This window comes from Desulfopila sp. IMCC35008 (genome assembly GCF_010646885.2).
Classification (GTDB): Bacteria; Desulfobacterota; Desulfobulbia; order Desulfobulbales; family Desulfocapsaceae; genus Desulfopila.
In genome coordinates this window covers 6,205,607-6,232,316 of the sequence record NZ_CP050700.1, presented here as the reverse complement: position 1 = coordinate 6,232,316, position 26,710 = coordinate 6,205,607, and the positions used below count along the sequence as shown (strand labels likewise).

The window sequence follows — 26,710 nt, the reverse complement described above, 5'->3', positions numbered from 1 at the left end:
TAATTATCAGGTATCATAATGGAAATCTCTGAATTGCAGGCAAATGTTAATTTCATATGGGTTATAATGTGTGCTGCCTTAGTGTTCTTTATGCAAGCGGGATTTATGTGCTTAGAGGCCGGTCTTGCCGCAGCAAAACACTCCATTAATGTGGCGATTAAAAACCTTGCTGATTTCGTCCTAGCCGTAGCACTTTATTGGATGTTTGGTTTTGGGTTGATGTTTGGGGAGAGCGCCGGCGGCTTCATCGGTTGGAGTGATTTTCTTATAAGTGTTGAAGACCCATGGAAATTAGCTTTTTTTGTTTTCCAGTCAGTGTTTGTAGGAACCGCAGCAACGATTGATTCGGGTGCTATTGCAGGAAGGGCCAAATTCAAGACGTATCTTATCATATCAGCTCTTATCTCTGGCTTTATTTATCCAGTCTTTGGTCACTGGGCATGGGGAGGTCTCTTTCATGACCAGACTGGTTGGCTCGAAGCAATGGGATTTAAGGATTTTGCGGGATCTACAGTGGTGCATTCCGTAGGCGGCTGGATGGCACTTGTTGGTGTAATCATTGTGGGTCCACGGATCGGCAAATTCACTAAAGACGGTAAACCTCGAAAACTACCTCCTCACAGTATGACCATGGCTGTATTAGGAGCTTTCATCCTCTGCTTCGGATGGTTTGGTTTTAATTGTGGTTCAACCCTCGAAGCCTCAAAGGATATAGCAGTTATTGCCATGAACACGACACTTGCCGCCTGTTTTGGTTGTATTGCGTCATCTACCATCAGTTGGCTCAACAGCCCCTTGAAGCGCCCCGAGGTAGAAATGGTTACGAATGGGCTGCTGGCTGGATTAGTTGGTATTACTGCCGGATGTGCATATGTCAACACGGTTGGAGCTATGCTGATCGGTCTCGGCGCAGGGTTCATTGTCTACCTAGCCATCGAATTCATGGAAAAAGTATTAAAGTTAGATGACGTTGTAGGCGCGGTTGCGGTTCATGGTGTGTGTGGTGCGTGGGGGACAATTGCCCTTGGCTTCTTTATTCTACCGGAATATTTGGATGGCATGACTCGCTTTCAACAGATCTATATTCAAGCCCTGGGAGTTGTTGTCTGCTTTATCTGGACATTTGGAGTCGGTTTCTTTTTGATGAAATTAATTGACTCTACTACCGGCGGAATGAGAGTCTCCAGAGAACATGAGCTAATGGGGCTCAATCTCGCAGAGCATGGTTTCAAAATGGCTCATCTGGATGCGATTGAGACAATGCAAGATATTGCACGTACCGGTGATCTGACAAAAAGAGTCGAAATCGAGATCGGTACAGACATGGAGGAAGTCGCTGAAACATTCAACGGAATGCTTGATGAAATTGAGGATATAGTTGCGGTAACTCAGAATATTGCAAAGGGTGATCTGAGCAAGACTGTCAAACCGAAAAGTGATAAAGATGTGCTGGGTCTTTCCGTCAACAGCATGGTCGGTAGCTTAAGGGATTTTGTCGGTCACGTCGAATCGGTTTCAGGCAATCTTAACAAATCGATGCAAGAGCTTAATGAGTCCAGCGAAGAGCTGAACAGTTCAAACGACGAACTGAATCAATCTTTCAGTAAGGTGATTGAAAGCGTATCTCAGACGATGGACGTGACCAGTCTTATGAATATTCATGCAGAATCAGGGGTGGAAACAGTGAACGTATCTACAAATGATCTAAATGAAATTAGTAACTCACTCAATCAGATGACCAAAGACATTAAGACCTTGGGGTCTAGTTCGAAGGAAATAAGTACATTTGTAGAAAGAATTCAGGAGATAGCATCACAGACTAACCTGTTGGCTTTAAACGCCACTATAGAAGCAGCGCGCGCTGGTCAACACGGTAAAGGGTTTGCTGTTGTCGCTGACGAAGTAAAAAGTCTTTCGAAATCTTCTTCGGCAGCCGCTCAAGAGATAGACCAGCTTGTTGAAAATATAGCGCAGAACATGGATATTGCGGTAAGGGGAGCTGAAGAAAGTGAAAAGTCATCCAAGCAGATAACGCAAAAAACAATTGATGAACTCAACCTATCTTTTGAGAATATTTCAAATACCGTTGCAGAAATGGTCACCATGATGGAAAGAATCCAGGAGGCTACTCAAAATCAAAAACATGCAAGCGAGACTGTAGCAAAATCAGTTGGTAGAATTGGTAAGGTAGGTAGTCATTTGCGCAAAAATGCACAGCAACTATTAGAAGTGACAAAATTTTTCAACACAGATAAGAACATGGAGACTAACTTGGACTCTCGCATATTTAGTCAACAAAATGGCCCTGCTTAGGAATGTGAATTATGCCAGGTTTGGTTTCTTTAAAACACTAATTATATATGGAACCTCAATTATCTAAGGACACTTCACATCAGTGCCTTGAGAAAATACTTAGTGATCGCGCGATAAAAACACTGTTTCAGCCAATAATTTCTGTAGAACAGAATGGTGTGTTTGCTGTTGAGGCTTTAAGTAGAGGTATGGCAAAGGACGGTTGTTCACTTATTCCGCCTAACCTTCTTTTTTCTTTGCCACAATCAGAAAATGAACTGCTTATGCTAGACAGGCTTTGTCGTGAAAGGGCAATCGAGACATTTGTGTCATTGACACACGTTCACCCCTCACTGCTTATTGCCATTAATATTGATGCCTCCATCATTAATTCGGCCACAGCCACGTCGAACCATTTATTTGAAATTTCAAAAAGAGAGGGAGTTAACTCCAATAATATTATTATAGAAATAATTGAGTCGAGAGCCACTGATACAGATGTGTTGATGGAATTCGTTAGTTACTACAGAGACAATGGTTTTTTGATAGCTTTAGATGATGTAGGAGCTGGTCATTCTAACCTGGATCGTATCCCTTTACTCAAACCTGATATCATAAAAATTGATCGTAGTTTGATATCAGATATAGATTCAGTTTTTCATAAAAGAGAGATAGTGAAGGCTCTGAAGCAAATGGCTTCAAAAGTGGGAACAATGATACTGGCTGAGGGTGTCGAAAAAAAAGATGAGGCGCTGGTCTGCATGGAAATCGGAATTGATTGTTTTCAAGGGTTTTATTTTGGCAGGCCAGTTGAATCCCAAGAATTCGATTTTAAAATGGTCCAGAATACTATTGGATCGCTTAAGACCTGCTTCAAAAAGCACAAAATGCAAAAGATTAGTGAAGCTACTAAGCGTGCACGGCAACATCGTTCAATCGCAGAGATGGTTACCAGCCAGATCACCAATCTTGAGTCTTCGAAATACGATGAAAAAATTCAATCAATTGTTAACACTGACCCAGCAATTGAATGTGTTTACGTTCTAAATCTTGACGGAATCCAAATTACTGACACTTTTTTGAACACCACCAACTCGATTCAACAAAAACGTTTCATTTATAAACCTGCCCCAAAAAATAGTGATCATTCATTAAAAGAATATTACCTGCCATTACGAGCTGGATTGCACACCTTCACGACGGAACCGTATATTTCTATGGCTACTGGCAAGAGGTGTACTACAATTGCTGCATTTTATCAAAACAGAGAAGGGGTGAAAAACATATTATGCATTGACCTTGATTGTGGTTGAGTAGATGGCGTTAATTTGATAACAAACTGAATTCTTATCAATTATTACAACAACAAATAAAAAAGAACCCGTGATCACGAGATTTATAGAACACATCACAACGAATGAAGATTGGCTCATGGAAAGAGTCTTGCATTATGCCATTAAACGGGATTATGCTCAATATACTTCGACTCTTAAAGAACCATGGCGACTTTCCATATCTGGACTATCGAGCTCATTAGTAGAGGCAATTAATACCAAAGGAGAAGATCTTGAGCTCAATCCTGATGAGGATTATGCTTCTGATCCAGCAGCACAGTTTGGAATAGCCGAGGCAAAACTACATAGAGAAAGAGGCATTAATATGCCAATGTTTCTTGGATTAATGAAGTATTATCATCAAGCATATATAGATTTGATAAGAGACTCCTCATTTAATGAATCAGATAAATTGAAGTATGAAAACCTGCTCAATAGGTTTTTTAATCGTGTAGAAATTGGATTCTGTTCAACATGGTCGACGTATACTGAAAACCAAATCATAGATGAGCTACAGGATCGTAGCCGGCAGATGACAAATGAGAAAAACAAATATCTGACCATCTTCGAAAGCCTCTCAATGCCTGTTTTTATCGTGAACCCATTTGGAAAAATTGAAAGTATGAACCATGCCGCATCACGGTTTTTAAATTTATTGGCAACTCCAGGCGAAAATTACTACGGAAACGATCGCATTGAACCGGATTTCATTGCTGAATTCCCATGGCTGGAAGATATTTATGAAGATTTTCTTCAAAGACCAGAAACGAAGGTCTTTTATGAAAAATCTATCAACGATCCAACTCAATATTATTATATATCCTGCTCGAGATCTCTTGACATATCTAATAAATTTCAAGGGTCTATCTTTGTTATCGAAGACATAACGAATCGTAAAGAAATGGAAAAGGAGCTTGAGAGGCTTGCTACAACAGATCCGCTAACGGGGGCGAGGAACAGACGATCTTTTATGCAAATTTTCGAGCAAGAAATAATTCGCTTTCATCGTTACCACACATCTTTTGCCCTCCTCATCCTTGACATTGATCATTTTAAAAATATTAACGATGTGTTTGGCCACGATGTAGGCGATAAAGTCCTCAAGAACCTCGTTGTCGAATCACAAAGTGTCCTAAGAGAATCAGATATATTTGCCCGGTGGGGAGGCGAGGAGTTCATTATCCTTTTGCCTGAATCTAGTGCACATGAAGCATCTACCGTTGCAGAAAGACTAAGGAGCAAGTTGTCCAAGGTGGAAATCAGCAATAAGAAAGGAGCACTTATAACATATACTGTTAGTATTGGTATGAGGGTTGTGGGGCAGAGTGAGACGGACATTAACATTACTAGTATTATAAAAGAAGCAGATGAGTCATTATATATGGCTAAACAAAAAGGAAGAAACAGAGTTGTTATGTGCTGATGTATCCTGAACCAGAAGATAATTAATCTTTCATAAAGGATCACTGGGTTTGCTTGCTGAGCAGGTAATGCTCAACTTACCGGCAGGAAGAGTCTGTCATTATCTATCAACATGTTTTCTCGGGAATACAATCTCCCGTTCCAATAAAAGCATTACAAAAACACCCCTATGGCTTTGATAAAATCACAAGAGGCATGACATGAAAGTTTTAGTTTTGCTAGTCATTGTTATTGCAACATTACAAGGCGGAAGCGTCAACTGGGGTTATGCCAAAGATTTACATGTAACATTTCTAAATCCGGGCAGCACTAAGGATGTAGGGGTCTGGCATCTCGTTTCTCATTTTATGCAGGCAGCTGCCGATGATCTCGATATAGCTTTAGAAATACTCTATGCAGACCGCAATCATATAAAGATGCTAAACCAGGCAAAACAAGTTGCGAACAGCACAAAAGCTCCTGACTACGTAATAATGGTCAACGAGAAGCTTATGGGAAAAGAAATGCTGCTTCTATTTAAAAATTCTAACTCCAAAATATTTTTTATACATAATGGGTTAACAGATAAACAGAGAAAAGAAGTTGGTAACGAACGCGTTACTATAAAAAACTGGATTGGTACAATTGCCACAGATGAATACCAGGCAGGATATAAGCTGATTAAAGAACTCTATCGCTCGATGAAGGCGTATCCTAAAATATTGGGAATCACTGGAACAAAAGCGACACCGGTTTCACTGATTCGTCTAAAGGGAGTAGAAGATTATATCGTAGAATCGGGGAGAGGAGAACAGGTGCAAGTTGCTTATGGTAAATGGAGCTATGAGGACGGGAAGCAAAAGGCTCTGGCATTATTAAAACGCTATGACGATATTAATATGATATGGGCTGCAAACGACTCGATGGCTATGGGGGCCTATGATGCAGCACAAGAGGTTGCTCCTCAGCGAAAAATCCTTGTAGGAGGTTTAGGCGGTTTTCCAGATACACTTGAAAGTATAAAAAAAGGCGGTATGAAGGCGACCGTGGGAGGAACTGTTATGACTGGAGCCTGGTCCTTAATCTTGATTAATGACCATCATTTTGGCCTTGATTTCAATGGTGATCTAGGTGCGAATATAAAAGTAGATCATAGTACCGTTATTAATACAGCAGCTAAGGCAGACCGTTTCACTGACGTTGTTCTCAACCACCCCGAGGAAATTGATTTCAGAAAGTTCTCAAAAAAGTTCAATTCGAGTCTTACCCAATATGACTTTTCTTATGAAAAAGTTTGCCAGGCAAGCAAACTTTTAGAAAAAGAATAACAGCTATTGAAAAGCAATGAGAACGTCAAATATGAACATTTTTTTTGGGAAAAGCAGTCGATCCTTAACTTGGAAAACGATTTTTTATATTCTACTGTTTAGCTCGTTTTTTACGTTTTTTGTAAGTGCATTGCAATTGTACCAAGCCTATCATGAAGATATTGAACTCATTGGCGCGCGCATGGATTTGATCCAACAGAGCTATCTGGATCCATTATCCACAAGTGTTTGGGAAGTCGATAAAGAACAAATAGAAACTCAGCTAAAAAGCATCTTCAATCTGATCGATATACAATTTGTCAACTTGCAGGAACGAACACAAGAACTCTCTTTTTCCATGGGGACTCCAAATAACGAAAATACCATCACCAGGAAGTTTCCCATAGAGTATTCCCTTGATGAATTAGAACCAATTTTTCTGGGCGATTTAATTGTTGTTGCAACCCTGGAAAATGTCTACCAGCGAACACTCAACAAATTGGTCCTTATTCTTATGACGCAGGCTGTTAAGACGTTCTGCGTCTCCTTTTGTATTCTCTATATTATCTATTTCTTGATTACGCGACACTTGATCACAATTGCACGATATTCCAAGTTATTAAACCTCAACAATTTAGATACACCTTTGATCCTTAACCGCACACCACAAGGAAATGGCCACCAAGATGAATTGGATCAGGTTGTCAGTGCTTTAAACGAGATGCGACTAGGATTGAAGAATGAGATTATCAAAAGGGAAAAAATTGGGGAGAAGTTGTTGGGACAAGAAGAGCAATTTCGAAAAGCTGTTACTTTGTCGCCGCTCCCCACAATGATTCACTCTGAAGATGGGGAAGTGAAATTTATAAACGAGGTCTGGAAAGAATTAACCGGATATACAGAACAGGATATACCAACAATTGCAGAGTGGACAGAAAAAGCCTATGGAGAGAGAAAAGAGATTATTAAGGAAGACATCTCCAAGCTGTACAATTTGGACCGAACAGTCGATGAAGGATTATACAAGGTTACGACAAAAGACGGCAGGATTTTAACGTGGGATTTTTGTTCAGCACCTCTTGGTGAAATGACTGATGGTAAAAGGTTAATTATCAGTAAGGCACGAGATGTCACCGAACAATTGGCAGGAGAAAAAGAAAGAAGAAATCTTGAAGATCATCTTCTTCAGGCACGAAAAATGGAAGCAATAGGTACGCTTGCCGGTGGTATCGCCCACGATTTCAACAATATCCTTGGAGCAATCCTTGGTTATGCCGAAATGATTCAGGAGGATTGCCCAGCAGGATCGACGATGAGAAACGATATCGACCGAGTCGTCGAGGCGAGCCACAGGGCCAAGGAACTTGTAAAGCAGATTCTCGCCTTTAGTCGCCAAACAGAGGTCAATAAACAAGCTCTACAGCCAGCTTTAATTATAAAAGAAGCAGTTAAAATGCTTCGTGCATCACTACCTACGACCATTAACATTCGGCAAGATATCGATCAGGATGTGGGCCTGGTTTTTGCTGATCCTACCCAGATCCATCAGATATTGACCAATCTATGTACGAATGCCTTTCACTCCATGGAAGAGATAGGAGGAACGCTCACTATTTCTCTGAAAAACAAAGAATTAGCCCAGGCAGACTTAATCGGCGAATCACATGCACCTGGACTTTTTGTAGAACTCTCCGTCGGTGATACTGGCCTTGGAATATCACCACAAATTATTGATAAAATTTTTGATCCCTTCTTCACTACAAAAGAAGTCGGTAAAGGGACAGGGATGGGTCTTTCAATTATTCATGGTATTGCAAAGAAATCCGGTGGGTTTGTTTGCTGTCAGAGTTCACCGGGTGACGGGACAATTTTTCATGTATATTTTCCTGTCCACGCAGTTACCGCGCCGCCAATAGCCGAAACAACATCTTTTGATGTCAATCCAAACTGGTGTCGAACGTATTCTCTTTGTTGACGATGAAGAGATACTCGTCGAAATGGGAAAAAAAATACTCGAAAGACTAGGGTATCAGGTAATTGCCAGAATGAATAGTATCGAGGCCCTCGCTGATTTCCAGCATCAGCCTGAAGCCTTCGACTTGGTCATCACCGACCAGACCATGCCGGATATGACGGGTATTGATCTGGCCCAGAGCATTCTAGAGATACGACCTGATATACCGATCATTCTTTGCACTGGATATAGTAGTATGATTTCGAAAAAGATGGTCAAATCGTTGGGAATTAAGGTTGTTGCCATGAAACCTTTAGTAAAAGGTGATCTCGCAATCATGATTAGGCAACTACTTGATAAGGAAAATAGAAATGTATGATTTTTTAATATTCCATCTATACTGCTATATCACAGAGATAATTGAAATTACGAGTTATTAGGATAGGTCGTGAATTACCGCTCGCTATTCGTATTTTCCCATGTTTATAACATATTAGTGAATTTAGAATCACATTATGTGAGCGATCATATGGTAGGAGAGAAAGAAATAAAAAATACGTTGCTGAAAACTCTTTTATCTATGGATAAGGCAGCTTTTTTTGAGCTACTCAACAAGGAGTATGCAGCAGGAGGAGAGCGCTGCGTGGCCGATGCTCTTCAACAATCTCTTGAAGAAATTGGAACTGCAGTTTTTCTAGATCATCATGGGCTGGGAATAAAGATTGTTTCCTCTCTGGTTCGTTCTGCCGGGTATCTTGTAATAGACTTGGGGGTGGGAGCTGATAAAGGAAATTCACTTTCTGTCTGAAAAACATCCACGGTTTGGTTATCGCAAAATATACGACAAGCTCAAAGAAAAAGGTTGGAGTGTAGGCAGAGAACGAATTCGTTTGATTCGGAAACATGAAGGGTTGCAGGTTATTAAAAAAGGTGAAGAAAAAGCGGTTACTTGGAAAAAGCACAGCTCAGCTGAGCTAGGCTGAATACCCTAATCACGTGTGGAGTTATGATATTGTCTCCGACCAAACTGCTTGCGGTAAACGAATACGATGTTTGACGGTAATTGACGCGTTTACCCGATATGGTCTTAATATCGACACCGGACGTTCCATTACATCTGGTCATATTCAACGTGTTCTCCAGGATCTATTTGCGAAATGGGGGCTCCAACATGTATTAAAAGTGATAACGGCCCAGAGTTTGTATCAAAGCAGATCCAGCACTGGCCCAAGCAGATTGGTGTAAAAATGCGCTACATTGACCCCGGAAGCCCTTGGCAGAATGGACACAATGAGAGTTTCAATGGAGTTTTCCGTGATGGTTGCCTTGATAGATGGCTTTTCTATTCAGTCCGGGAAGCGAGGCGTGTAATTGGTTCTTGGCTTGAGGAATAACTGCAGAGTGGTATAAAGATCTTCCTTCCTATCACTTTGCGACCAGGTCCGGTGGTAAACGTCTATTAAGACCGGAGCATTTTATTTTTGCCGATGATCTGAGCCACGCAATATGCCCTGCTGGCAAAAAACTTTATCGAAGCGGCAGCAAGGTCAGGGTGAAGGACTATCTTGCATACAAGTTCAAGGGTGCTAAGCGAAACTGCCTACCCTGTCATCTTCGCCGTGAATGTTTGCGAAAGCCCGAGAAAACAGAGATCTGTCAGGTTGCCTACTTTACCGGAAAAAAAACGTACGGGTAAAGAACGCTTCACAGAGAAAATGAAACGGAAGATTGACACGACCATAGGCCGAACGATCTATGGTATGCGGTTGGCTGCTGGTGAACCACCATTTGCCCATATTCGGTCGACTATGGGCCTTGATCGGTTCAGTCTGCGTGGAAAGAAGAAAGTCAGCACACAGTGGAACCTGTTCTGCGTTGTTCATAGCTTGAAAAAGGTCCATACATATGGAGCAGTGGCAAGTTGATAAGATAAAAGAGGAGCGAGGTGTCTCCCAGTATACTCATACAAAGCACTAGAGAGCAAAATGACGTAAGAATGAAATAGAAAGATATACAACGGTAGATTAGAGAGCGATTCTTATAACCCGATAAAAAATTGGGCTGAGGATCTTGTGTCCTTCTAAAATGCCTTTTTCTACTGACTCGTTATAAAAGAACACAATTATGCATAGATGTAATGTACGTAAAGGAGGCTTCAGATGAAAGAAAAAAGCATGCTAATATTCTGTCTAGTCGCACTTGCTCTGCACATTTCGGGATGTGGTTTTATTAGTGTATCTGACTTCAAAGTCCCCAATAGCCACTTTGATCCATTGAGGACACCGAACCCTCCGGTTTATGCGGACATGGCTAACTGGGCAGTACGACCGGATGTTGGCACGGGAAAAGAAGTCGATGTGTTTTTTGTCCACCCTACGTCATATTTTGGCGATACAAGCTGGAATCAGTCAATGCCCGATGAACTAAATGACCAAAAAGCTCTGGACGATATCAAAAAACAGGCCTCGGTCTTTGAAGGGCAGTGCAACATTTACGCACCGTTTTACAGACAAGCCACTCTTCACGTTCTCAAAGCCAACGAAAAAGATAAAAACAGTGCTCTTAGCGTTGCATACACTGACATTGAAGAGGCCTTTAAATATTATCTCAAGAACTTTAATGACGGCAGGCCTTTCGTCCTAGCTGGACATAGCCAGGGGTCCAACCTATTACTGTGGCTCCTTGAAAGGAATTTTGACGATCCGGAACTGAAGGAAAAGTTGGTGGTAGTGTACATGATCGGCTGGTCAGTAACGGAAGGTGATCTCAAGCAATACCCCCATCTCAAGGTGTGTAAATCTTTTGATGATACAGGTTGTATTGTTAGCTATAACACCCAGGAGAAAAATCCAGAAATGTCCATAGTCAGACAGGGTGCGATTGCTGTTAACCCGTTACTGTGGAATACCTCAGGAGAAGCTGCTTCAAAAGAACTAAACCTGGGTGCCGTTTTTGATATAGATGGGGTCAAAATTGAAATTCCCAATTACTCTGGTGCTCAGGTTATTGATGGCGCATTAATCGTCCCCAGACCTTCAAATGCTGAAGACCTCAAGACTCCCAAGGGATTTTACCACAGCTACGACTATTCTTTTTTCTATAGAAATCTAGAAAAGAATGTGTCTGACAGGGTTGCTGCTTATCTAAAAGAAAATTATAAAATGTGAATCTATCACAAATCCATTTAAACATATCATTTGGCGAAACAATACCACCAAGTAGTCAAGGGTGTAATCAGCATTCTTGCAGTAATGAATCTTCAATTGAATTCAGAAAATTTTTATAACCAGACACTCAACGCTGACAGCGGGAACAGCCCCGCTGCAGGTTAGTTCAACGTTCTGCTCATTTCAGAGTAGATCCATAAAAAAATAATGTTTCTGTTTCCTTTTCCAGTATCGGTAGCGATATTGTTTACTGGAAATAGAATAATAGATAATTCGTGATGATTCTCGTGCCCCACCTGTGTATCACACCAGTATCACACTCTATTATTTATCCACATTATTACAACATCTTAAAGAACTAATCAGAGGTTCAAATCCTCTCTTCCCGACCATGAATTGCCGAAGGGTCTCAGTGAATTATCTCACCGAGACCCTTTTCCGTTTTAGGGCAATATGAAATACCCATCTCAGGATTTCACATTTATTCAAACCATCTCCTACTTTTAATAACCACCTATAAAAGACACAATACAGCTGGGGAGATTGATCGGCATCGTCACGAAAGTAAAACCACTACGAGAGTGAGCGGCCCGGACGATCTGCCGATAACCCGTTGCTCTGATCTCTCTTTCGATGTCGTTAACATGTTCCCATATCGCCGTATTATGTTTTTATTAAAATATCCCTCCCGGGCCGAATTGACTTGAATTGTTCAAGACGGGTGGTACACTATTTTGTGTTATCTTGTTAAATCAGAGGGTTCAGCCACCCTACTGAGACGTAAAGGCCGACATATCAACGTTCAAATGTCAGGTAGCCAAGACAGCCTCTCAGGAAAACATAATCAACCTTACAAAGGAGACCCCATCATGAAAAAACTCATTGCTGCTGCAACGATTGCGTTCCTCGGCCTGACCACGGGTGCCCAATCTTCAGAACCACTCAAAATCCTTACCTGGAAAGGATATGCCCCCCAGCAGTTGGTGGACAAGTTTGAGGAAGAAACCGGTATAATGGTTGAGCTGACCTATACCAACAATGAAGAGATGATCGCAAAACTGCGGGCTACCCGAGGCGCGGGATTTGACCTGGCCCAACCCAGCCAAGACCGTATCTCTTCAGTCCAGGCTGAATACAAGATTTATCAACCTATGGATTATGCCAAAATCAACTCCGATCAGATCGTTGCCTCAATGCTCGAAGCCGTCAAGAAGAACACGAAAGTCGGTGAAGACTCCTATGGAGTACCCTTCTGTTACGGTACTTCCGGCCTGATTGTTAACACGAAATTAGCCCCTGAGGCCAAAGACTATACCGCACTGCTTGATAAAGCCTACGATGGCCGTATCAGTTATCGTTTAAAACGTCCGACGTTGATTGCTATGGCGTTTGCGAAAGGGGATGATCCATTTGCAAAATATGATGATCCGAAAGCGTACAAAGAACTTATGGATTCCATTGCTGCCCAGATGATTGAAGCCAAACCTTATGTTAAAAATTACTGGTCCAACGGTGACGCCCTTCTTGAGATGGTCCGTAGCGGTGAGGTTTCAGTAGCTATGGGCTGGGATAATGGTGGCTGGAAGCTTCATGCCGAAAACCAGGATATTGATTTTGTTGCACCCAAGAGTGGAGCGCTCGGGTGGATAGATACCTTCGCCATTCCGGCAAAGGCCAAGAATATCGATGGTGCTTATCAATGGATAAATTTCATGTTACGTCCGGAGAATGCAGCGGTATTTACCAATTCTGAAAAATATGCGACCGCCTCAAAAGGCGCCGCAGAGTTTCTTGATGCTGAGGTAAGAGACAATATCAGTCGATCTTTTACCGCTGCGGATATTGACAACATCAAGTGGTATCCACCTGTTTCTGCCAAGATCGAACAGATCGAAGGTAAAATACTCGATACCGTCAAAGCTGCAAAGTAAGCTCGTAATTTCCCGTCTGCACCTACATCACAACGCCACTTCTGTTTTAGAAGTGGCGTTGTCTGTTTTCTCTCAGCCTCAATGAATTTTATGAATAACCCAGTTCTAGAAATCAAGAATCTCCGCAAGACATTCAGTAACTTTGTTGCCGTGGATACCCTCAATTTTCAGGTGGAGGACGGCTGTTTCTTTTCCATTCTGGGCCCATCCGGATGTGGTAAAACAACCCTGCTTAGAATGATTGCCGGCTTTCTGGCCCCTTCAGCCGGGCAATTATTAATCCGGGGGGAGGACATGACCTCAGTGCCTCCAAATCGAAGACCGGTCAATCTGGTTTTTCAGAATCTCGCGCTCTTCCCGATGATGAACGTCCACGAGAACATCGCTTTCGGCTTGAAACGGCAGGGACTAAAATCCAGCGAAATAAAACAGAAGGTCGGAGCCCTGCTGGAGCGTGTCCACCTGTCCGGTTATGGAAAAAAAAGTATCTCGCAACTCTCAGGTGGCCAAAAGCAAAGAGTCGCCATTGCCCGTTCGCTCGTCCTTGAACCTTCTTTACTGTTACTCGATGAACCGCTTGGCGCTCTCGATCTCAAGCTGAGAGAGCAAATGAAGATTGAGTTGAAAAAGCTTCAGGCTGATGTTGGTACAACATTCATGTACATCACTCATGATCAATCTGAAGCTCTTGTTATGTCAGACAGGGTTGCGGTAATGAACGAAGGCAGGTTTGAGCAGATAGACACCCCGCGCCATCTTTACAGTAATCCGGCAACCAGTTTTGTCGCCGGCTTTGTCGGTGAAAGCAATATCATGCCAGTGACGGTAACGAAAAGGGATCCGTTGAAAGTCACCACCTCTTACGGACAGCAGATACATGCCACCATGGCCACCCAATCGGAAGAGAAGGAACTCGATCTTTATGTTAGACCGGAATCAATTATCCTTAATCCGCCCGAAACGCTGGGTGATATCAATCGGTTTGCCCTGACAGTACGCAATATTCTGTTCGACGGATCCAACACAAAACTGCTCGCAACTGTCGATCATACGGATTGTGAATTGACTATCGCCCTGCCGCAAAACCAGCAATTCGCCCATATCGACAAAGGGGATTCCATAACTGCGGGAGTCCCCTTCGATAGTTGCCGATGCTACCCGAGGAGATGATATGAAAAATCATTTCCGTATAAGTCTGTATATTTTTTTAACCCCAGTCCTTCTCTGGTTGGTTCTCCTCATTATTATCCCGCATATAGAGCTCCTGATAATGTCGCTGAAAGGAACGGATGACCTCGGAGATCCGATATGGACCCTTGCCAATTACAAGAATTTTTTCACCGAGAAAATTTATTGGTATACCTTCGTCAGGACAGCCCTATACGCTGTCACAACAACCATCCTCACCTTTCTTGTGACATTCCCGGTTGCGTTTTATATCACCAAGGTTGTTTCCACGCGGCTTACGGGGTTTCTTACGATACTCCTTCTTATGCCCTTCTGGGTAAGTGAACTGGTCAGGGTGTACGGCTGGATGATCCTGCTGCGGGAAAGCGGTGTTATCAATCACGTCCTCGTGACTATCGGCATAATAGATACACCGATTGAGATGCTCTATAACGACGTGAGCATGCTGATGGGCCTGGTCTATACCTCTATGCTGTTCATGGCCGTTCCGCTCATATCCTCTCTCGAAGGAATGGACGATTCAATGATCGAAGCAGCTCATGATCTCGGTGCTTCACCAGTGACAATTTTCTTTCGAATCATTATCCCGTATGCTGCCCCCGGAATCACTTCAGGATCCATAGTGGTATTCATGCTTGCTCTTGGAAATTACCTGACACCGACTCTGATGGGTGGCAAGAACTCGTTATGGTTCACCGAACAGATTTATAACGAATTCATTGCCAGTTTCAACTGGAACCAGGGAGCAGCCTTTGGATTTCTCCTGCTGCTGCTCAGCTCGATTATTATCTGGGCGGGACTGAAAGTAACCAGACAGGAACTGGGGAGGGCTCTTTCATGATCCGAACACTTCCACAAAACCGGAGATACACGCTAACATTCAGACTCTACATTATTCTTTTTTACGCCTTCCTTTTTGCCCCACTTGTCATCACCTGTGTTCTTGCTTTCAACGACTCCAATTTCCCGTCTTTACCTTGGAAAGGGGTCAGCTTTGACTGGTTCCTCGCCAATGGACCAGAGCGTATTGGACTGTTACATGACAGATCCAATCTCAGGTCCATTCTCGTTTCCGCCCAAACAGCATTCTGGGTATCCATACTCTCTGTTACAGTAGGGACAATGGGGGCGTTTCTTTTTGAACAGGAAAACTTTAAGGGGAAGCAGGGTCTATACTTTTTGGCCCTGACACCGCTTGTTATTCCCGGTGTCATCCTTGGTATCTCGATCCTCCTTGCTGCCAACAGCCTGGGTATATTTTTCGAAGACAATTTCGGTGTGGATATACCTCTTTTCAGACCGAGTTTCTGGCTTGTAGTCTTTGGTCAATTTTCCTTTATTTCTACTTTTGTGTTACTTGTAGTTTCAGCAAGGCTCAAAAAGTTCGATCCCTCACTGGAAGAGGCTGCCCTAAATCTTGGCGCCACTCGCTTCGATGTTATTCGCCACATCACCCTGCCATTTCTCCGTCCCGCACTTTTCGGCAGCGGTGCGGTGGCCTTTCTTATGAGTTTCGAAAACTTCAACACAACACTTTTTCTGGTTGGTTCAGAAACCACATTACCGATTAACCTTTATCTGCAAGTCAGGGATGGATCCACCCCGATCATCAACGCGGTATCTTTGCTGTTGATTGTTTCAACTTCTACACTTGCCGTAATAAACCTGCTCGCCTCCTCGCGAAGTAAAAGCGCATGAACTATTTTGAGTTTTCACACAAATGCCTGCCGAAAATCGGGGCACACAGGGGATACAGGTCAATCAGGCCAGAAAATACATTGAGTGCTTTTAAGGCAAGCCTTGGCCACTGCCATTTTATAGAACTTGATGTACAGATGAGTCGTGACGGTGTGGCGGTGATTCACCACGACGATGAACTCGGAAGAACCAACAATCCAGGCGAGTATAAAAACGGTCAGCCCGGTTCGTCAATGAGGGTTGACACCTGGGATCTCGACTCGTTACGCAAACTTGACTTCGGCAGCTGGTTCCTCAAAGCTGACCCCTTTAAAACTCTTGAAAAAGGGCTGGTCCTTCCGGATGAGTTGAAACCGATACTCCCGCAGCCTCTTATGACGCTAAAAGAACTGCTTTCCTGGCGTAATACGGTCGGAATCCCCCTGAATATTGAGATCAAGGATCAGCAGGGGCACCATCACGATAGCATAATCGTCGATAAGGTTCTGGAAGCCATAAGGGAGGCAGGATGCACCGACCAGATACTCATCTCCTCTTTTCGACATGATTACCTGAAACAAATCGTAAAGAAAATGCCGGAAATCCCAATCGGTGTCCTGCAGGAGGAGAACAATCCTGAAGACCTGTTGCAATACCTTGCCACACTTGGTGCTGCCGCCTATCATCCGGATATCGAGATCATCTCAGAAGAGCTTATTCACACGCTTCGACAAAGCGGTTTCGGTGTCAATATATTTACTGTTAATAATCCCAATGATCAAAAGAGATTGTTACGTGCCGGCGCCTCATCTGTAATTACGGATTTTCCGGTTCTTGCCATTGCCGAATCGACCGCCGTCTGAACTCTGGTTCTAGGCAAGAAAAATAACTTTTTTACTCAATTCAGCAGAGACTGCAACACCCGATACCACATCCAGCTCTACTCAATTAAAACCCATTATTAACCCAAACAATAACTCAAGTACAGACAGGGTAAGCCGGTCGATACTCACGGCTGCAAACTTTTCAACCGAGTTAGTCAAATCCTCCCTTCCCGAGAACGAAACAAAAAAAGGCTTCAAGGAGTTATCTCATTGAAGCCTATTTTTGTAGAGCATTCGCACTAAACGTATCGCAAGGTGTGAACCCCGCTTTTTTTTCGCTGTGCCTGAAAGGCAGAATACACCTCGTTAACCAGGAAGCTCCTGAATCTCAAATTATTTTCAGAGTTTTCAAAGCTCAATTCGCCTATCAAGATACTCCTTATCTTCATAGTTCGGGCAAGCACTGGACCATTCGCTCACCCGCACACAATCTATCCGTCTTTCTCTATTATCACGCCGCTCAGGACTAGATCGTCTGTCAACTCCACCATTTTTGAAATATTCAAGTGAGTAAACCTCGCGTCTGTCCTCTCCTGACCGTCGATCCACAAACTGATCTCTGCGGCGCAATTCCTTCATGCCTCTGCCAGACATTTCATTTCCTTTATGCATAACGGTTACCTCCCCCCTGGTCTCGCCTTGGACCAGGATCATGCCATACTATGCAACCTTATAGATATTATATGCCTTAATGTGTAAATTTTAAGAGTGCTTCTTAAAAAGATGAGGTGAATTTGAAATATGTTTCAGTTCAGAAAAGACAGCTGAGCGACTACACGAAAGAAGCCACCAAAACGGGAATACCCTGAAAAGCCAATGAAAAAGAAGATACTATTCTGAAGAACAAATTATATGAATTTTAAGAAAAAGCATCAGGACTCAACTGGGCAATAAGCCATGAGCACACACCATTTCTTTTATCTGATTACCCATGAACCTCATGATCTGGCGTAATTTGAGTGAATTAACAGCCCAACGAATATGGGTTTCAGGAATCGAGAACTCTACGGACAACCGCCGAGATATCCAAATTATTGCGCTATATCAAGCAAAAAGATGTCCAATGACAGCAGCATGCTGCCGTCGGAACCCGGGTACGTACCGCTGCTATGGGCCATACGAAACAAGCTACGACCTCAATTAGACATTGCTGTGCAGAACCGATATCAAATCACTCGATTTCTCCCACAACTCTGCCTCTTTTCAAGCGGAAGGGCTCAGTAACCCGTTTCACGGGTCCCTGCAGCCTCAATGGATTGTTTTTTTGGCAGCCCGTTGACATGAGATACCCTGCTCCTAAGAAGTTGCTGAAGATCTGGATAAAACTGAAACAGGCAAGATGAGTACCTTTTATAACCATGGCCTATTTGCCTTAGACCTGAAGATTGCACGATAATGGTCTGACTATTTCGTTACGTCTCGACTCGGAGTAGAAACCTTGATAGAAATTTGGACAATCTCATCCTCTTGCAAAACTGTTGTTTTTGCGAAAATATTTGTTACGATGGAGGAAGTATTTGTCAGGGACATACTGAATAGACTTCTCCCGGGTTGGCTGAAAGAAGATTACTTTTCACTTGGGACGAGCCCTGATTATTCGAGTATTGGGAGGATATTGTAAAAAGTATGGACTGGCCCGACATAACAGGTTTTAGCCATGCTGCAGACCCCTTATATACTCAATTCACTTTCACTCCTGAATTGCGACGGACAACGAATCCGTGATCGACTACTTTTTTTATACTGAATCCGACAGAAACTTCTATTCACATGTATATGTGTAAAAGACCCAAAGCCGCCTGCTTCATTGAAGCAGGCGGCTTTTTGCTTTTACCAGGAGCAAGTAGCCATGACCCAGTCTTCCTCTTATGCGGTTTCCCCCTGGTTGTCCTGTTACACTCCTCGACCAGATGCATCATTGCGCCTTTTCTGCTTTCCGCACGGAGGTGGTGGTCCCCACATATATCGTGAGTGGGCTGATAAAATCCCAGTAGATATAGAAATATACGCCCTTCATTTACCGGGTCGGGGCAGCAGGCGTGAAACACCTCTGATCACAGACATGGATGAGTTGTCTGCCGGTATCTTTGACGCTCTTTACCATTACACAGATAAGCCATACGCGTTATTCGGGCACAGCGTTGGAGCACTTATTGCTTTCGAGGTAACGCGATTGATGCGCAGCAACGGTTGCTCCCTGCCGACCCGTCTCTGTGTTTCGGCCCATAAAGCTCCCCACAATTCCGAAGAAAAGAACTTGATGTATAATCTCCCGGACGATGAGCTGGTTGAGGTCATAGGGAAACTGGGCCTGGTGCCGGACGAGGCATTGGAAAATGCCGAATTGCTCGAGCTCATCCTCCCACCAATAAAAGCTGACTTCCAGGTTTCTGAAACCTATCGATACCGTGAGGATCTGTCCTTACCGCTGCCGATTACAGCCATGGGTGGACGAGCTGACAGCCTTGTCAGTGAGGGGGACCTTGATGAATGGCATCATTATTCTTCAGTCGGTTGCCACACGGTGCTTTACGACGGTGGTCATTTTTATACTCAGAGTCATCAGGACGCACTCCTAGCCGACCTTACCAACCAGTTCCTGGAAGACCTCGGTAATTTGCCACGATCCGTCATGATAGGGGAAAAAAAGTCTTACCCTGAAAAATGCCTGCATGAGCTCTTTCGGTTGCAGGCATATCAAAATCCCGATGAACTCGCCGTCGCTGATATACACTGCCGGCTCACCTTCAGGGAACTGGACGAGGCAACCGATTTACTTGCCAGGCTCTTGCAAAACAAAGGTGTTCAAGTTGATTCTATTGTCGGTATTTATATGGAAAGTAGTGTTGAATTCGTTATCGCTTACCTGGGAATTCTTAAGGCTGCCGGAGCATATATGCCACTCGAAACAGCTTACCCAAAAGAACTGCTGCAGAGAGTAATGACAACAGCCGAACCGGTTGTCGTATTAACCAAAAAAGACTTTGCAGACAACTTACCGTCACAATGGGTCGAAGAGGGCAGAGTACTGCTGATGGATAAAGGGTGGGAAGACGATTTGCGTGAATGTCCCCTGCCTATCCTCGATGAAAACCGTAACAAACCAACCATTGACAGTCTCGCTTACTGTGTCATGACCTCCGGGACAACAGGTGCCCCAAAAGGTATTCTCTGCCCCCATCGCGGTACAGTGAATTCCTATTACTGGCGTTACAATCATGCCCCTTATCAGGAAAACGAACGTGAGGCATGCAACATTTTTCTTGTCTGGGAGGTTATCCGACCGATTCTCCAGGGTTTCCCTGCTTTTATCATCCCTGATGAAACCATTTACGATCCCAGGAAACTCGTCGCTTTCCTGGAAAAGTACAAAATCACCCGTGTGTTGTTTACCCCTTCGCTCCTCGAGCAGGTACTCAGCACTGATGGTCTGGAGCTGGAAAAACGTCTATCGAACCTCTCGATAGTCTGGTTAAATGGAGAGGTTGTCCCCACCGCCCTACAGAAACGTTTCTTCGAACGATTGCCGGAAGTTCAACTGCTCAACGACTACAGCATTTCAGAGTGCCACGATGTCTGTACCCACGATCTTGCGGATCTCGACCCAGCCATCTCTCCCAAATATGCCCCTCTTGGCCTTCCCATGTCAAACGTACAGATATACCTGCTCGACGAAAAATTGCGCCCGGTGCCGAGAGGTATGACCGCCGAAATTTATGTTGGAGGAGACTCACTTGCACGTGGCTACCTCAATCAACCGGAAAAAACAGCCGAACGCTTTATCCCCAATCCTTTACTGGAAGGTGGTGCAACACTTTTCCGGACCGGTGACCTCGGCATGATCCTGCCCAACGGTTATCTCGAAGTTAAGGGGAGAGTGGAATTCATGGTTAAACTTCGAGGATATTCCATCGTACTTGGTGCTGTTGAGACGGCAATCATTGAACATCCTGAAATCAATACCGCAGTAGTTTTGACGAGGGACAATTCGGAAACGGGACAACCGGAATCCCTGGTGGCATATATCGTCTCCAAATCCTCCGGCAAAGGGGATTCGCTCATAAAGGAACTGCGAACCCACCTCAAGGAGCGACTCCCCCACTATGCCATTCCATCTGCCTTTGTGCCCTTGCAGGAATTACCGCTTAATGACGTCACCGGAAAGCTTGACAGGAAAAGACTGCCTCCACCAAAAGAAGACAGGAACATAACTATTTCATCGTACCGGCCAGCTCCATTGTCATCAACTCTGGAACAGGCCATTGTCGATGTCTGGCAGGAACTGCTCGAAATCGACATAGGGCACCCGGACGATAATTTTTTTGATCTTGGCGGCCACTCCCTGCTGGCCATTAGAATGAGTGAAGCTCTTGCTCAACGTCTGGGTGTGGCAGTTTCGGTCATCGACACCTATGAGCACCCTACCGTCAGCAGCCTGGCTGAACATCTTACACAAAAGGCTGCGGATAGACCTCTCGATCCTGTGATATCTCATCACAACAATCTCTCCTTACTACAAGTACCTCAAACCAAAGATATTGCAATTGTCGGCATTGCGTGCAGATTTCCCGGGGCTGACAATGTCGCCGGATTCTGGAAAAATCTGCAACAGGGAGTCTGCTCCATAAGGGAACTCACTGATGAAGAGTTAGTCGCAAGAGGGATAGGGAACGAGGTTTTAATCGACAGGGATTACAGAAAGTTCGGGGCTCTTCTTGAAAATGTGGAATTATTTGAGCCAGGCTTTTGGGGGTTGAGTAAAAAGGAGGCCTCGCTGATGGATCCGCAGCAAAGGCTTTTTCTTGAGACATGCTACCATGCTATGGAAGATGCTGGCTATGCGCCTGACCGCAATGGAGCCCGGACCGGGGTATTCGGCGGATGCTACTCCCCCACTTACCTCCTGTATTACCTGCAGGGTGGTGGCATGACCGACCCGACCGACCCCGCCGAATTTCACCTTACTGAAACCGGAAACGATAAAGATTACATCGCAACCCGTGTTTCGTACTTGCTGAACCTCCGAGGACCAAGCATCACTGTCCAGTCGTCCTGTTCCACAGCAGCGTCTGTTGTCGCCACGGCCTGCCAGTCACTGATAGCAGGACAGTGCGATATGGCTGTCGCCGGAGCCTCAAGTATTACTTTCCCACAAGGAGGGTACCAGTATGTTGAAGGCCATATAAACTCTCGTGATGGGGCGGTCCGGACATTTGATGTCGGCAGCAGCGGCACGATCCTCGGAGACGGTGTTGGTGTCGTCATACTGAAACGCCTCTCAGATGCTCTCGAAGACGGTGATACAATCACCGCTGTGATAAAAGGATTCAGCGTCAACAACGACGGAAACGCCAAGGCCGGATACTCAGCACCCAGCGTACAAGGCCAAAAAGAGATGGTCGAACAGGCCCTGACAATGGCAGGAGTACCTGCAAACTCTATATCCTTACTGGAAGCTCACGGCACAGGAACCCTCATCGGAGACCCTATTGAGGTACGAGCATTGACCGAGGTCTTTCGCAGAACCACTGAAGAGAAAGGGTTTTGTGCCATCGGTTCGGTTAAGCCTAACATTGGTCATAGCAACATCGCCGCTGGCATGGCCGGACTTATCAAGGCTGCACTCTGTCTCAAAGAAAAAACACTCGTTCCTCTGATTAATTTATCTGAGCCGAACTCTGAACTCAATATTGAAAAGAGTCCGTTTTACATCAACACTGCACTTAAATCCTGGGATCTTCCTTCGCAAACAGCCAGGAGGGCCGGTGTCACCTGTCTTGGAATAGGCGGGACCAATTGTCACTTCATCCTCGAAGAAGCGCCAACTCAGGTGAAACAGGATCACGACCAACCCACCTGCCAGTTGTTGACGCTTTCAGCTCGTACCCAAAAATCACTGGACCTGCAACGGCAAAATCTTATCAATTACCTTAGAGATAATCAGGAAACAGAACTCGCAGACCTTTCGTACACCCTACACTTCGGCAGGGATTCCTTCGAGCATCGCCTTGCTTTCTCCTGCCGGGACAACAAGACGGCTATTAAGAAACTGCATTCTGCACAAAATCGCAGAGCAACACATAAGCGAATCCAACCCGTTTTCCTTTTTCCGGGACAAGGTTCGCAGCATTTAGGTATGGGGGCAGGCCTTTATCAGGAGGAGCCGGTATTTCACAGATTCTTCGATCAGTGCGCGGACCTCTTTCGCCCCCTGATCAACACAGACCTTCGTAAAGTGGTCTTTACAGACAACCGATCGCCGGATGCCGAACACTCTTTGAGCATCGCCTACCACCTTCAGCCAGCAATCTTTTCACTCCAGTATTCCCTGGCCAAAACCCTTATGACTTGGGGTATCATACCTGCTGCATTGATCGGTCACAGCATCGGCGAATATACGGCGGCATGTATCTCCGGCGCTGTCAATCTTGAGGATGCCATAAAACTGATCGTCGCCAGGAGTATGGCCACCGAAGAGGCAAAGGAAGGAGCCATGATCTCCGTTTCGATAACTGAGGATGAGGCTGTCGCATATCTTGCCGACACCTCAGACCTCTCCCTGGCAGTTGTCAATTCAGCAACTGACATGGTTTTTGCCGGGCCGGTTCAGGCCATAACTGAGGCGGAAGAGACACTCAGGAAAAGCAATACACCCTGTCGGCGGGTACATGTGACCCGGGCATTTCACTCACCGATGATGAATGAGGCTGCCGGACAATTGTCCGCAGCTGCGGCGGAAGTCGATTTCTCGAAACCAACCATCCCCCTGGCATCAAATGTTTCGGGCACCTGGATGACCATGGAGCAGTTGGAAGACCAAGATTACTGGGCAACTCATATGAAAAGCACGGTACGTTTTGCAGACAACCTCAACACCGTGCTTGATGACTCCCCGCCTCTCCTGCTGGAGGTCGGCTCGCATACTATCCTCCAGCGACTCGCCATGAAGATCGTCGGTCAGCGGCAACTGCCAGAATCACCCTTTGTTTTCTCCTGCCTGCAGCATCCTCGGGATACAACACCTGACAGCGAAAGCTTTGGGGACGCATTGGCGCGGATGTGGACACATGGCGTTGCTATTGACTGGCATGCATTCCATTCTGACAGGCAAGGACGACGAATCCCCTTGCCTGTGTATCCTTTTGACGGGCAAAGCTGCTGGAAAGACAACCGTACTCAAAGTAGTTGGAATACCACTCGCGAACCTCTCATTCAGTCACCTGCCGCATGTGGCCAATTTGGAAAAATTACCGATATTTCTAAACGCGGTTATATCCCTTCCTGGACACGCTCCCTTCCGCCACTAAACAATGAGCATTCCGGAAGCGCTCATCAGATTTCCTGGCTGCTCTTTATGGAAGACGACCAGGAAGAGGGCACCACGCTCAGTTCTCAATTAGTTGAAAGACTTGAAGCAGCCGGTGATACAGTCATACAGGTGAGGCAAAGTTATCACCCTTTCAACGTGGAAAACGGCAAGTATTTCCTCAACCCATCCAATCCTGATGAATACGGTCTGCTCTTTAATACACTGAGACAGGAAGGCAACTCTCCCCAGAGAGTCATCGACTTCTGGACACTCACCGGAAAAGAGCCTGACCGTGGCTCCACCCTTGCGGGTACCTATTATCATGCACTCTATCTGGCCAAGGCAGTATCCGACCCAAAACATTTAGAGACCGTTGATATCTGGCTGGTCACAGATAAAACAGTTCAGGTAAGTCAGGAAAACACGAATCCTCTCAAATCAACACTCTTTGGCCCAGCCATTGTCCTGCCACAGGAAAATCCTCACATTGCCTGCCGTCTGCTGGATGTAGAGATTAGCCAAAAGGATGAAGATGCCGGTTCCAATGGAATGGTTGACAACCTGTTACAGGAGTTCCGGGTAATCACACCAGATCCTGAACCAGTAATAGCTTATCGCGGTCCCCATCGTTGGGTCCAGCGATACGAACAGACTGTTCTGCCGCCGGTTTTCGGTAAGTCCGGCAGACGCATGCGGCGCGGAGGAATTTATATAATTACAGGTGGCATGGGGCGAATAGGTAGAACTCTTGCCGGTCACCTGGCATCTCTATCGGCTAAAATTATACTCACATGCCGGGGTGATTTCCCCAGTCCTTGCCGCTGGCAAGAATTACATGACAACCCGCAAACCGACCCTGAACTTCAAAAGGCAATATCCCGACTGCTGGAACTGGAGGCAGCCGGAGCTGAATTGGTTGTAATACGTACAGATATGAGCAAACCTGACGAGGTAAAACGGTTACTGCAAACAGCTGTAGAGCGATTCGGCGTCATTGATGGAGTTTTTCATGCTGCCGGAGTAGCCAACCTTCGATATCTACCAGAAATAAACTACGATATTTCAGAATCAGAATTCGCCCCTAAAATTCAAGGCCTTTACAATCTTCAACAGGCTGTTGAAGATTGTAAAAAAATAACGGGTAAATCTCCCTCTTTTGTTTTGCTGTTTTCCTCTCTGGCGTCGATTCTCGGTGGTTACAGCATGACCGCCTACACGGCCGCCAACCGCGTAATGGATAGTTTTGCGCAACAGTTTTCGGGCGGGCCTGATCCGGCGTGGATCAGTGTCAACTGGGACGATTGGGATTTTGCGTACACGAAAGAACAGGTCTCCGCTTATGAGCATACCGCGGCAAAGTTCGCCATGAGTCCTGCCGAGGGCATCGAAACTCTTGAGCGCATACTTTCCATGCCATCCATTACTCAAATGCTCGTTTCAACCAGGTCACTGGCACCTCGTATAGAGCAGTGGCTTCATCAACAGACTCTTGAGAGTGCACCTGAAAAAAGCAATCTCCAAACCGGCGAGCACGAGTATGCTACTGGTTTGGAGGTCTCTCTGCCAGCAGAGACCATGCAAAATTGTTCTTGCAACAATGCAAAAGAACAACCGGAGACTCCACCAGGCGCTACCGTTATGTCACACACCGAAGATATTGTACTACAGATCTATCGTAACCAGCTGGAGTATCCCGACATGGCTGCAGACGACAATTTTTTCCAGGTTGGGGGCGATAGCCTGCAGGCGAGCCAAATCCTGATGAAACTCCGGCGAAGCCTTGGTGAGAGAGGAGATTTCCTCAAGCTCTCCTCCATATTTGATTATCCTTCTGTTCGGGAATTAAACGACTGGCTCAGGGATATGCATATGGAAAGCTCTGCCTGCTAAGGAATGTGCTGTCGTGTCGAGCCATATTTATATATCTCATAGAAGTGACGGACAATAGGGCAGTAAAAGCCGCTACTGAAGCGTTGCTGTCTCTGTTGCCCCATCCGGATATCCGCCTCAACCGCAGTATATTCCGGAACCACAGGATCGTCAAAACAATCAGGGAATTGCGCGGCCCGGGTAACCAGATTCCTCTGTAACAAAGTATAACCTGCCATGCCGAATCATCCGAAAGGTTCAAAGATACAATGAACGGCCTCTGGAAATCATGGTACGAAGCAGCCCATAGCATCACCCGCTACTCACCTGACATTTCATAGCAATAATGCCATTTCGAGATATCTCATGAGATATCCTGCTTGAAAGGCCATGGCCG

The 26,710-nt window shown here is 45.0% G+C and carries 20 protein-coding genes; 18 read left to right on the top strand and 2 right to left on the bottom strand.

The window, feature by feature from the left end; all coding sequences use genetic code 11:
• The first annotated feature begins 18 nt into the window (after positions 1–18).
• The 17 genes from amt to GA520_RS26565 all read left to right on the top strand — a co-directional run bounded on the left by amt (position 19) and on the right by GA520_RS26565 (position 17,114).
• On the top strand, positions 19–2,313 hold the full coding sequence (amt, locus tag GA520_RS26630; protein ID WP_163336448.1) for an ammonium transporter: 2,295 nt from the start codon (positions 19–21) through the stop codon (positions 2,311–2,313).
• Between the two features lie 47 nt (positions 2,314–2,360).
• Entirely contained in the window at positions 2,361–3,605 is a 1,245-nt protein-coding gene (locus GA520_RS26625) for an EAL domain-containing protein (protein WP_163336447.1), read from the top strand.
• Positions 3,606–3,723: 118 nt separating this feature from the next.
• The gene (locus tag GA520_RS26620) at positions 3,724–5,049 is read left to right on the top strand and encodes a sensor domain-containing diguanylate cyclase (protein ID WP_163336445.1); all 1,326 of its coding nucleotides are present in this window, start codon (positions 3,724–3,726) and stop codon (positions 5,047–5,049) included.
• A gap of 199 nt (positions 5,050–5,248) precedes the next feature.
• Positions 5,249–6,355 (top strand): ABC transporter substrate-binding protein, encoded by a 1,107-nt coding sequence (locus GA520_RS26615; protein ID WP_163336443.1) that lies wholly within the window; start codon positions 5,249–5,251, stop codon positions 6,353–6,355.
• A 31-nt stretch (positions 6,356–6,386) separates the two neighbouring features.
• A complete protein-coding gene (locus GA520_RS26610) occupies positions 6,387–8,309 on the top strand; it encodes an ATP-binding protein (protein WP_163336441.1) in 1,923 nt (640 codons plus the stop codon).
• Positions 8,269–8,667, top strand: a complete 399-nt coding sequence (locus tag GA520_RS26605) for a response regulator (protein ID WP_163336439.1) — start codon at positions 8,269–8,271, stop codon at positions 8,665–8,667. Before GA520_RS26610 ends, GA520_RS26605 begins: the two co-directional genes overlap by 41 nt.
• Before the next feature lie 69 nt (positions 8,668–8,736).
• The gene (locus tag GA520_RS26600) at positions 8,737–9,096 is read left to right on the top strand and encodes a hypothetical protein (protein ID WP_163336437.1); all 360 of its coding nucleotides are present in this window, start codon (positions 8,737–8,739) and stop codon (positions 9,094–9,096) included.
• Positions 9,068–9,271 (top strand): IS3 family transposase, encoded by a 204-nt coding sequence (locus GA520_RS27380; protein WP_163336541.1) that lies wholly within the window; start codon positions 9,068–9,070, stop codon positions 9,269–9,271. The genes GA520_RS26600 and GA520_RS27380 overlap by 29 nt, the downstream gene beginning before the upstream one ends.
• Before the next feature lie 13 nt (positions 9,272–9,284).
• Complete coding sequence (locus GA520_RS27375; RefSeq protein WP_370362732.1) at positions 9,285–9,533, top strand: hypothetical protein; 249 nt, start codon at positions 9,285–9,287, stop codon at positions 9,531–9,533.
• Positions 9,446–9,682 carry an integrase core domain-containing protein gene (locus GA520_RS27370; protein WP_163336435.1) on the top strand — a complete coding sequence of 79 codons (237 nt, stop codon included), beginning with the start codon at positions 9,446–9,448 and terminating at the stop codon, positions 9,680–9,682. Before GA520_RS27375 ends, GA520_RS27370 begins: the two co-directional genes overlap by 88 nt.
• Before the next feature lie 321 nt (positions 9,683–10,003).
• The gene (locus GA520_RS26595) at positions 10,004–10,213 is read left to right on the top strand and encodes a transposase (protein ID WP_163336434.1); all 210 of its coding nucleotides are present in this window, start codon (positions 10,004–10,006) and stop codon (positions 10,211–10,213) included.
• 234 nt (positions 10,214–10,447) lie between these two features.
• Complete coding sequence (locus GA520_RS26590) at positions 10,448–11,455, top strand: DUF3089 domain-containing protein (protein ID WP_163336433.1); 1,008 nt, start codon at positions 10,448–10,450, stop codon at positions 11,453–11,455.
• An 869-nt stretch (positions 11,456–12,324) separates the two neighbouring features.
• Entirely contained in the window at positions 12,325–13,386 is a 1,062-nt protein-coding gene (locus tag GA520_RS26585) for an extracellular solute-binding protein (RefSeq protein WP_163336432.1), read from the top strand.
• Between the two features lie 90 nt (positions 13,387–13,476).
• Positions 13,477–14,556 (top strand): ABC transporter ATP-binding protein, encoded by a 1,080-nt coding sequence (locus tag GA520_RS26580; RefSeq protein ID WP_163336431.1) that lies wholly within the window; start codon positions 13,477–13,479, stop codon positions 14,554–14,556.
• A gap of 1 nt (position 14,557) precedes the next feature.
• Positions 14,558–15,415 (top strand): ABC transporter permease, encoded by an 858-nt coding sequence (locus GA520_RS26575; protein WP_163336429.1) that lies wholly within the window; start codon positions 14,558–14,560, stop codon positions 15,413–15,415.
• Positions 15,412–16,272 carry an ABC transporter permease gene (locus GA520_RS26570; protein WP_163336428.1) on the top strand — a complete coding sequence of 287 codons (861 nt, stop codon included), beginning with the start codon at positions 15,412–15,414 and terminating at the stop codon, positions 16,270–16,272. The genes GA520_RS26575 and GA520_RS26570 overlap by 4 nt, the downstream gene beginning before the upstream one ends.
• Complete coding sequence (locus tag GA520_RS26565; protein ID WP_255494309.1) at positions 16,269–17,114, top strand: glycerophosphodiester phosphodiesterase family protein; 846 nt, start codon at positions 16,269–16,271, stop codon at positions 17,112–17,114. The genes GA520_RS26570 and GA520_RS26565 overlap by 4 nt, the downstream gene beginning before the upstream one ends.
• A 369-nt stretch (positions 17,115–17,483) precedes the next feature.
• On the opposite strand, the gene GA520_RS26560 is transcribed toward GA520_RS26565, so the two are convergent.
• The gene (locus GA520_RS26560) at positions 17,484–17,789 is read right to left on the bottom strand and encodes a hypothetical protein (protein ID WP_163336425.1); all 306 of its coding nucleotides are present in this window, start codon (positions 17,787–17,789) and stop codon (positions 17,484–17,486) included.
• Between the two features lie 1,195 nt (positions 17,790–18,984).
• Here GA520_RS26560 and GA520_RS26555 point away from each other — a divergent pair.
• Positions 18,985–26,334 carry a type I polyketide synthase gene (locus tag GA520_RS26555; RefSeq protein ID WP_163336423.1) on the top strand — a complete coding sequence of 2,450 codons (7,350 nt, stop codon included), beginning with the start codon at positions 18,985–18,987 and terminating at the stop codon, positions 26,332–26,334.
• On the opposite strand, the gene GA520_RS26550 is transcribed toward GA520_RS26555, so the two are convergent.
• On the bottom strand, positions 26,331–26,552 hold the full coding sequence (locus GA520_RS26550) for a hypothetical protein (protein ID WP_163336422.1): 222 nt from the start codon (positions 26,550–26,552) through the stop codon (positions 26,331–26,333). The genes GA520_RS26555 and GA520_RS26550 overlap by 4 nt on opposite strands.
• Between the last annotated feature and the right edge of the window lie 158 nt (positions 26,553–26,710).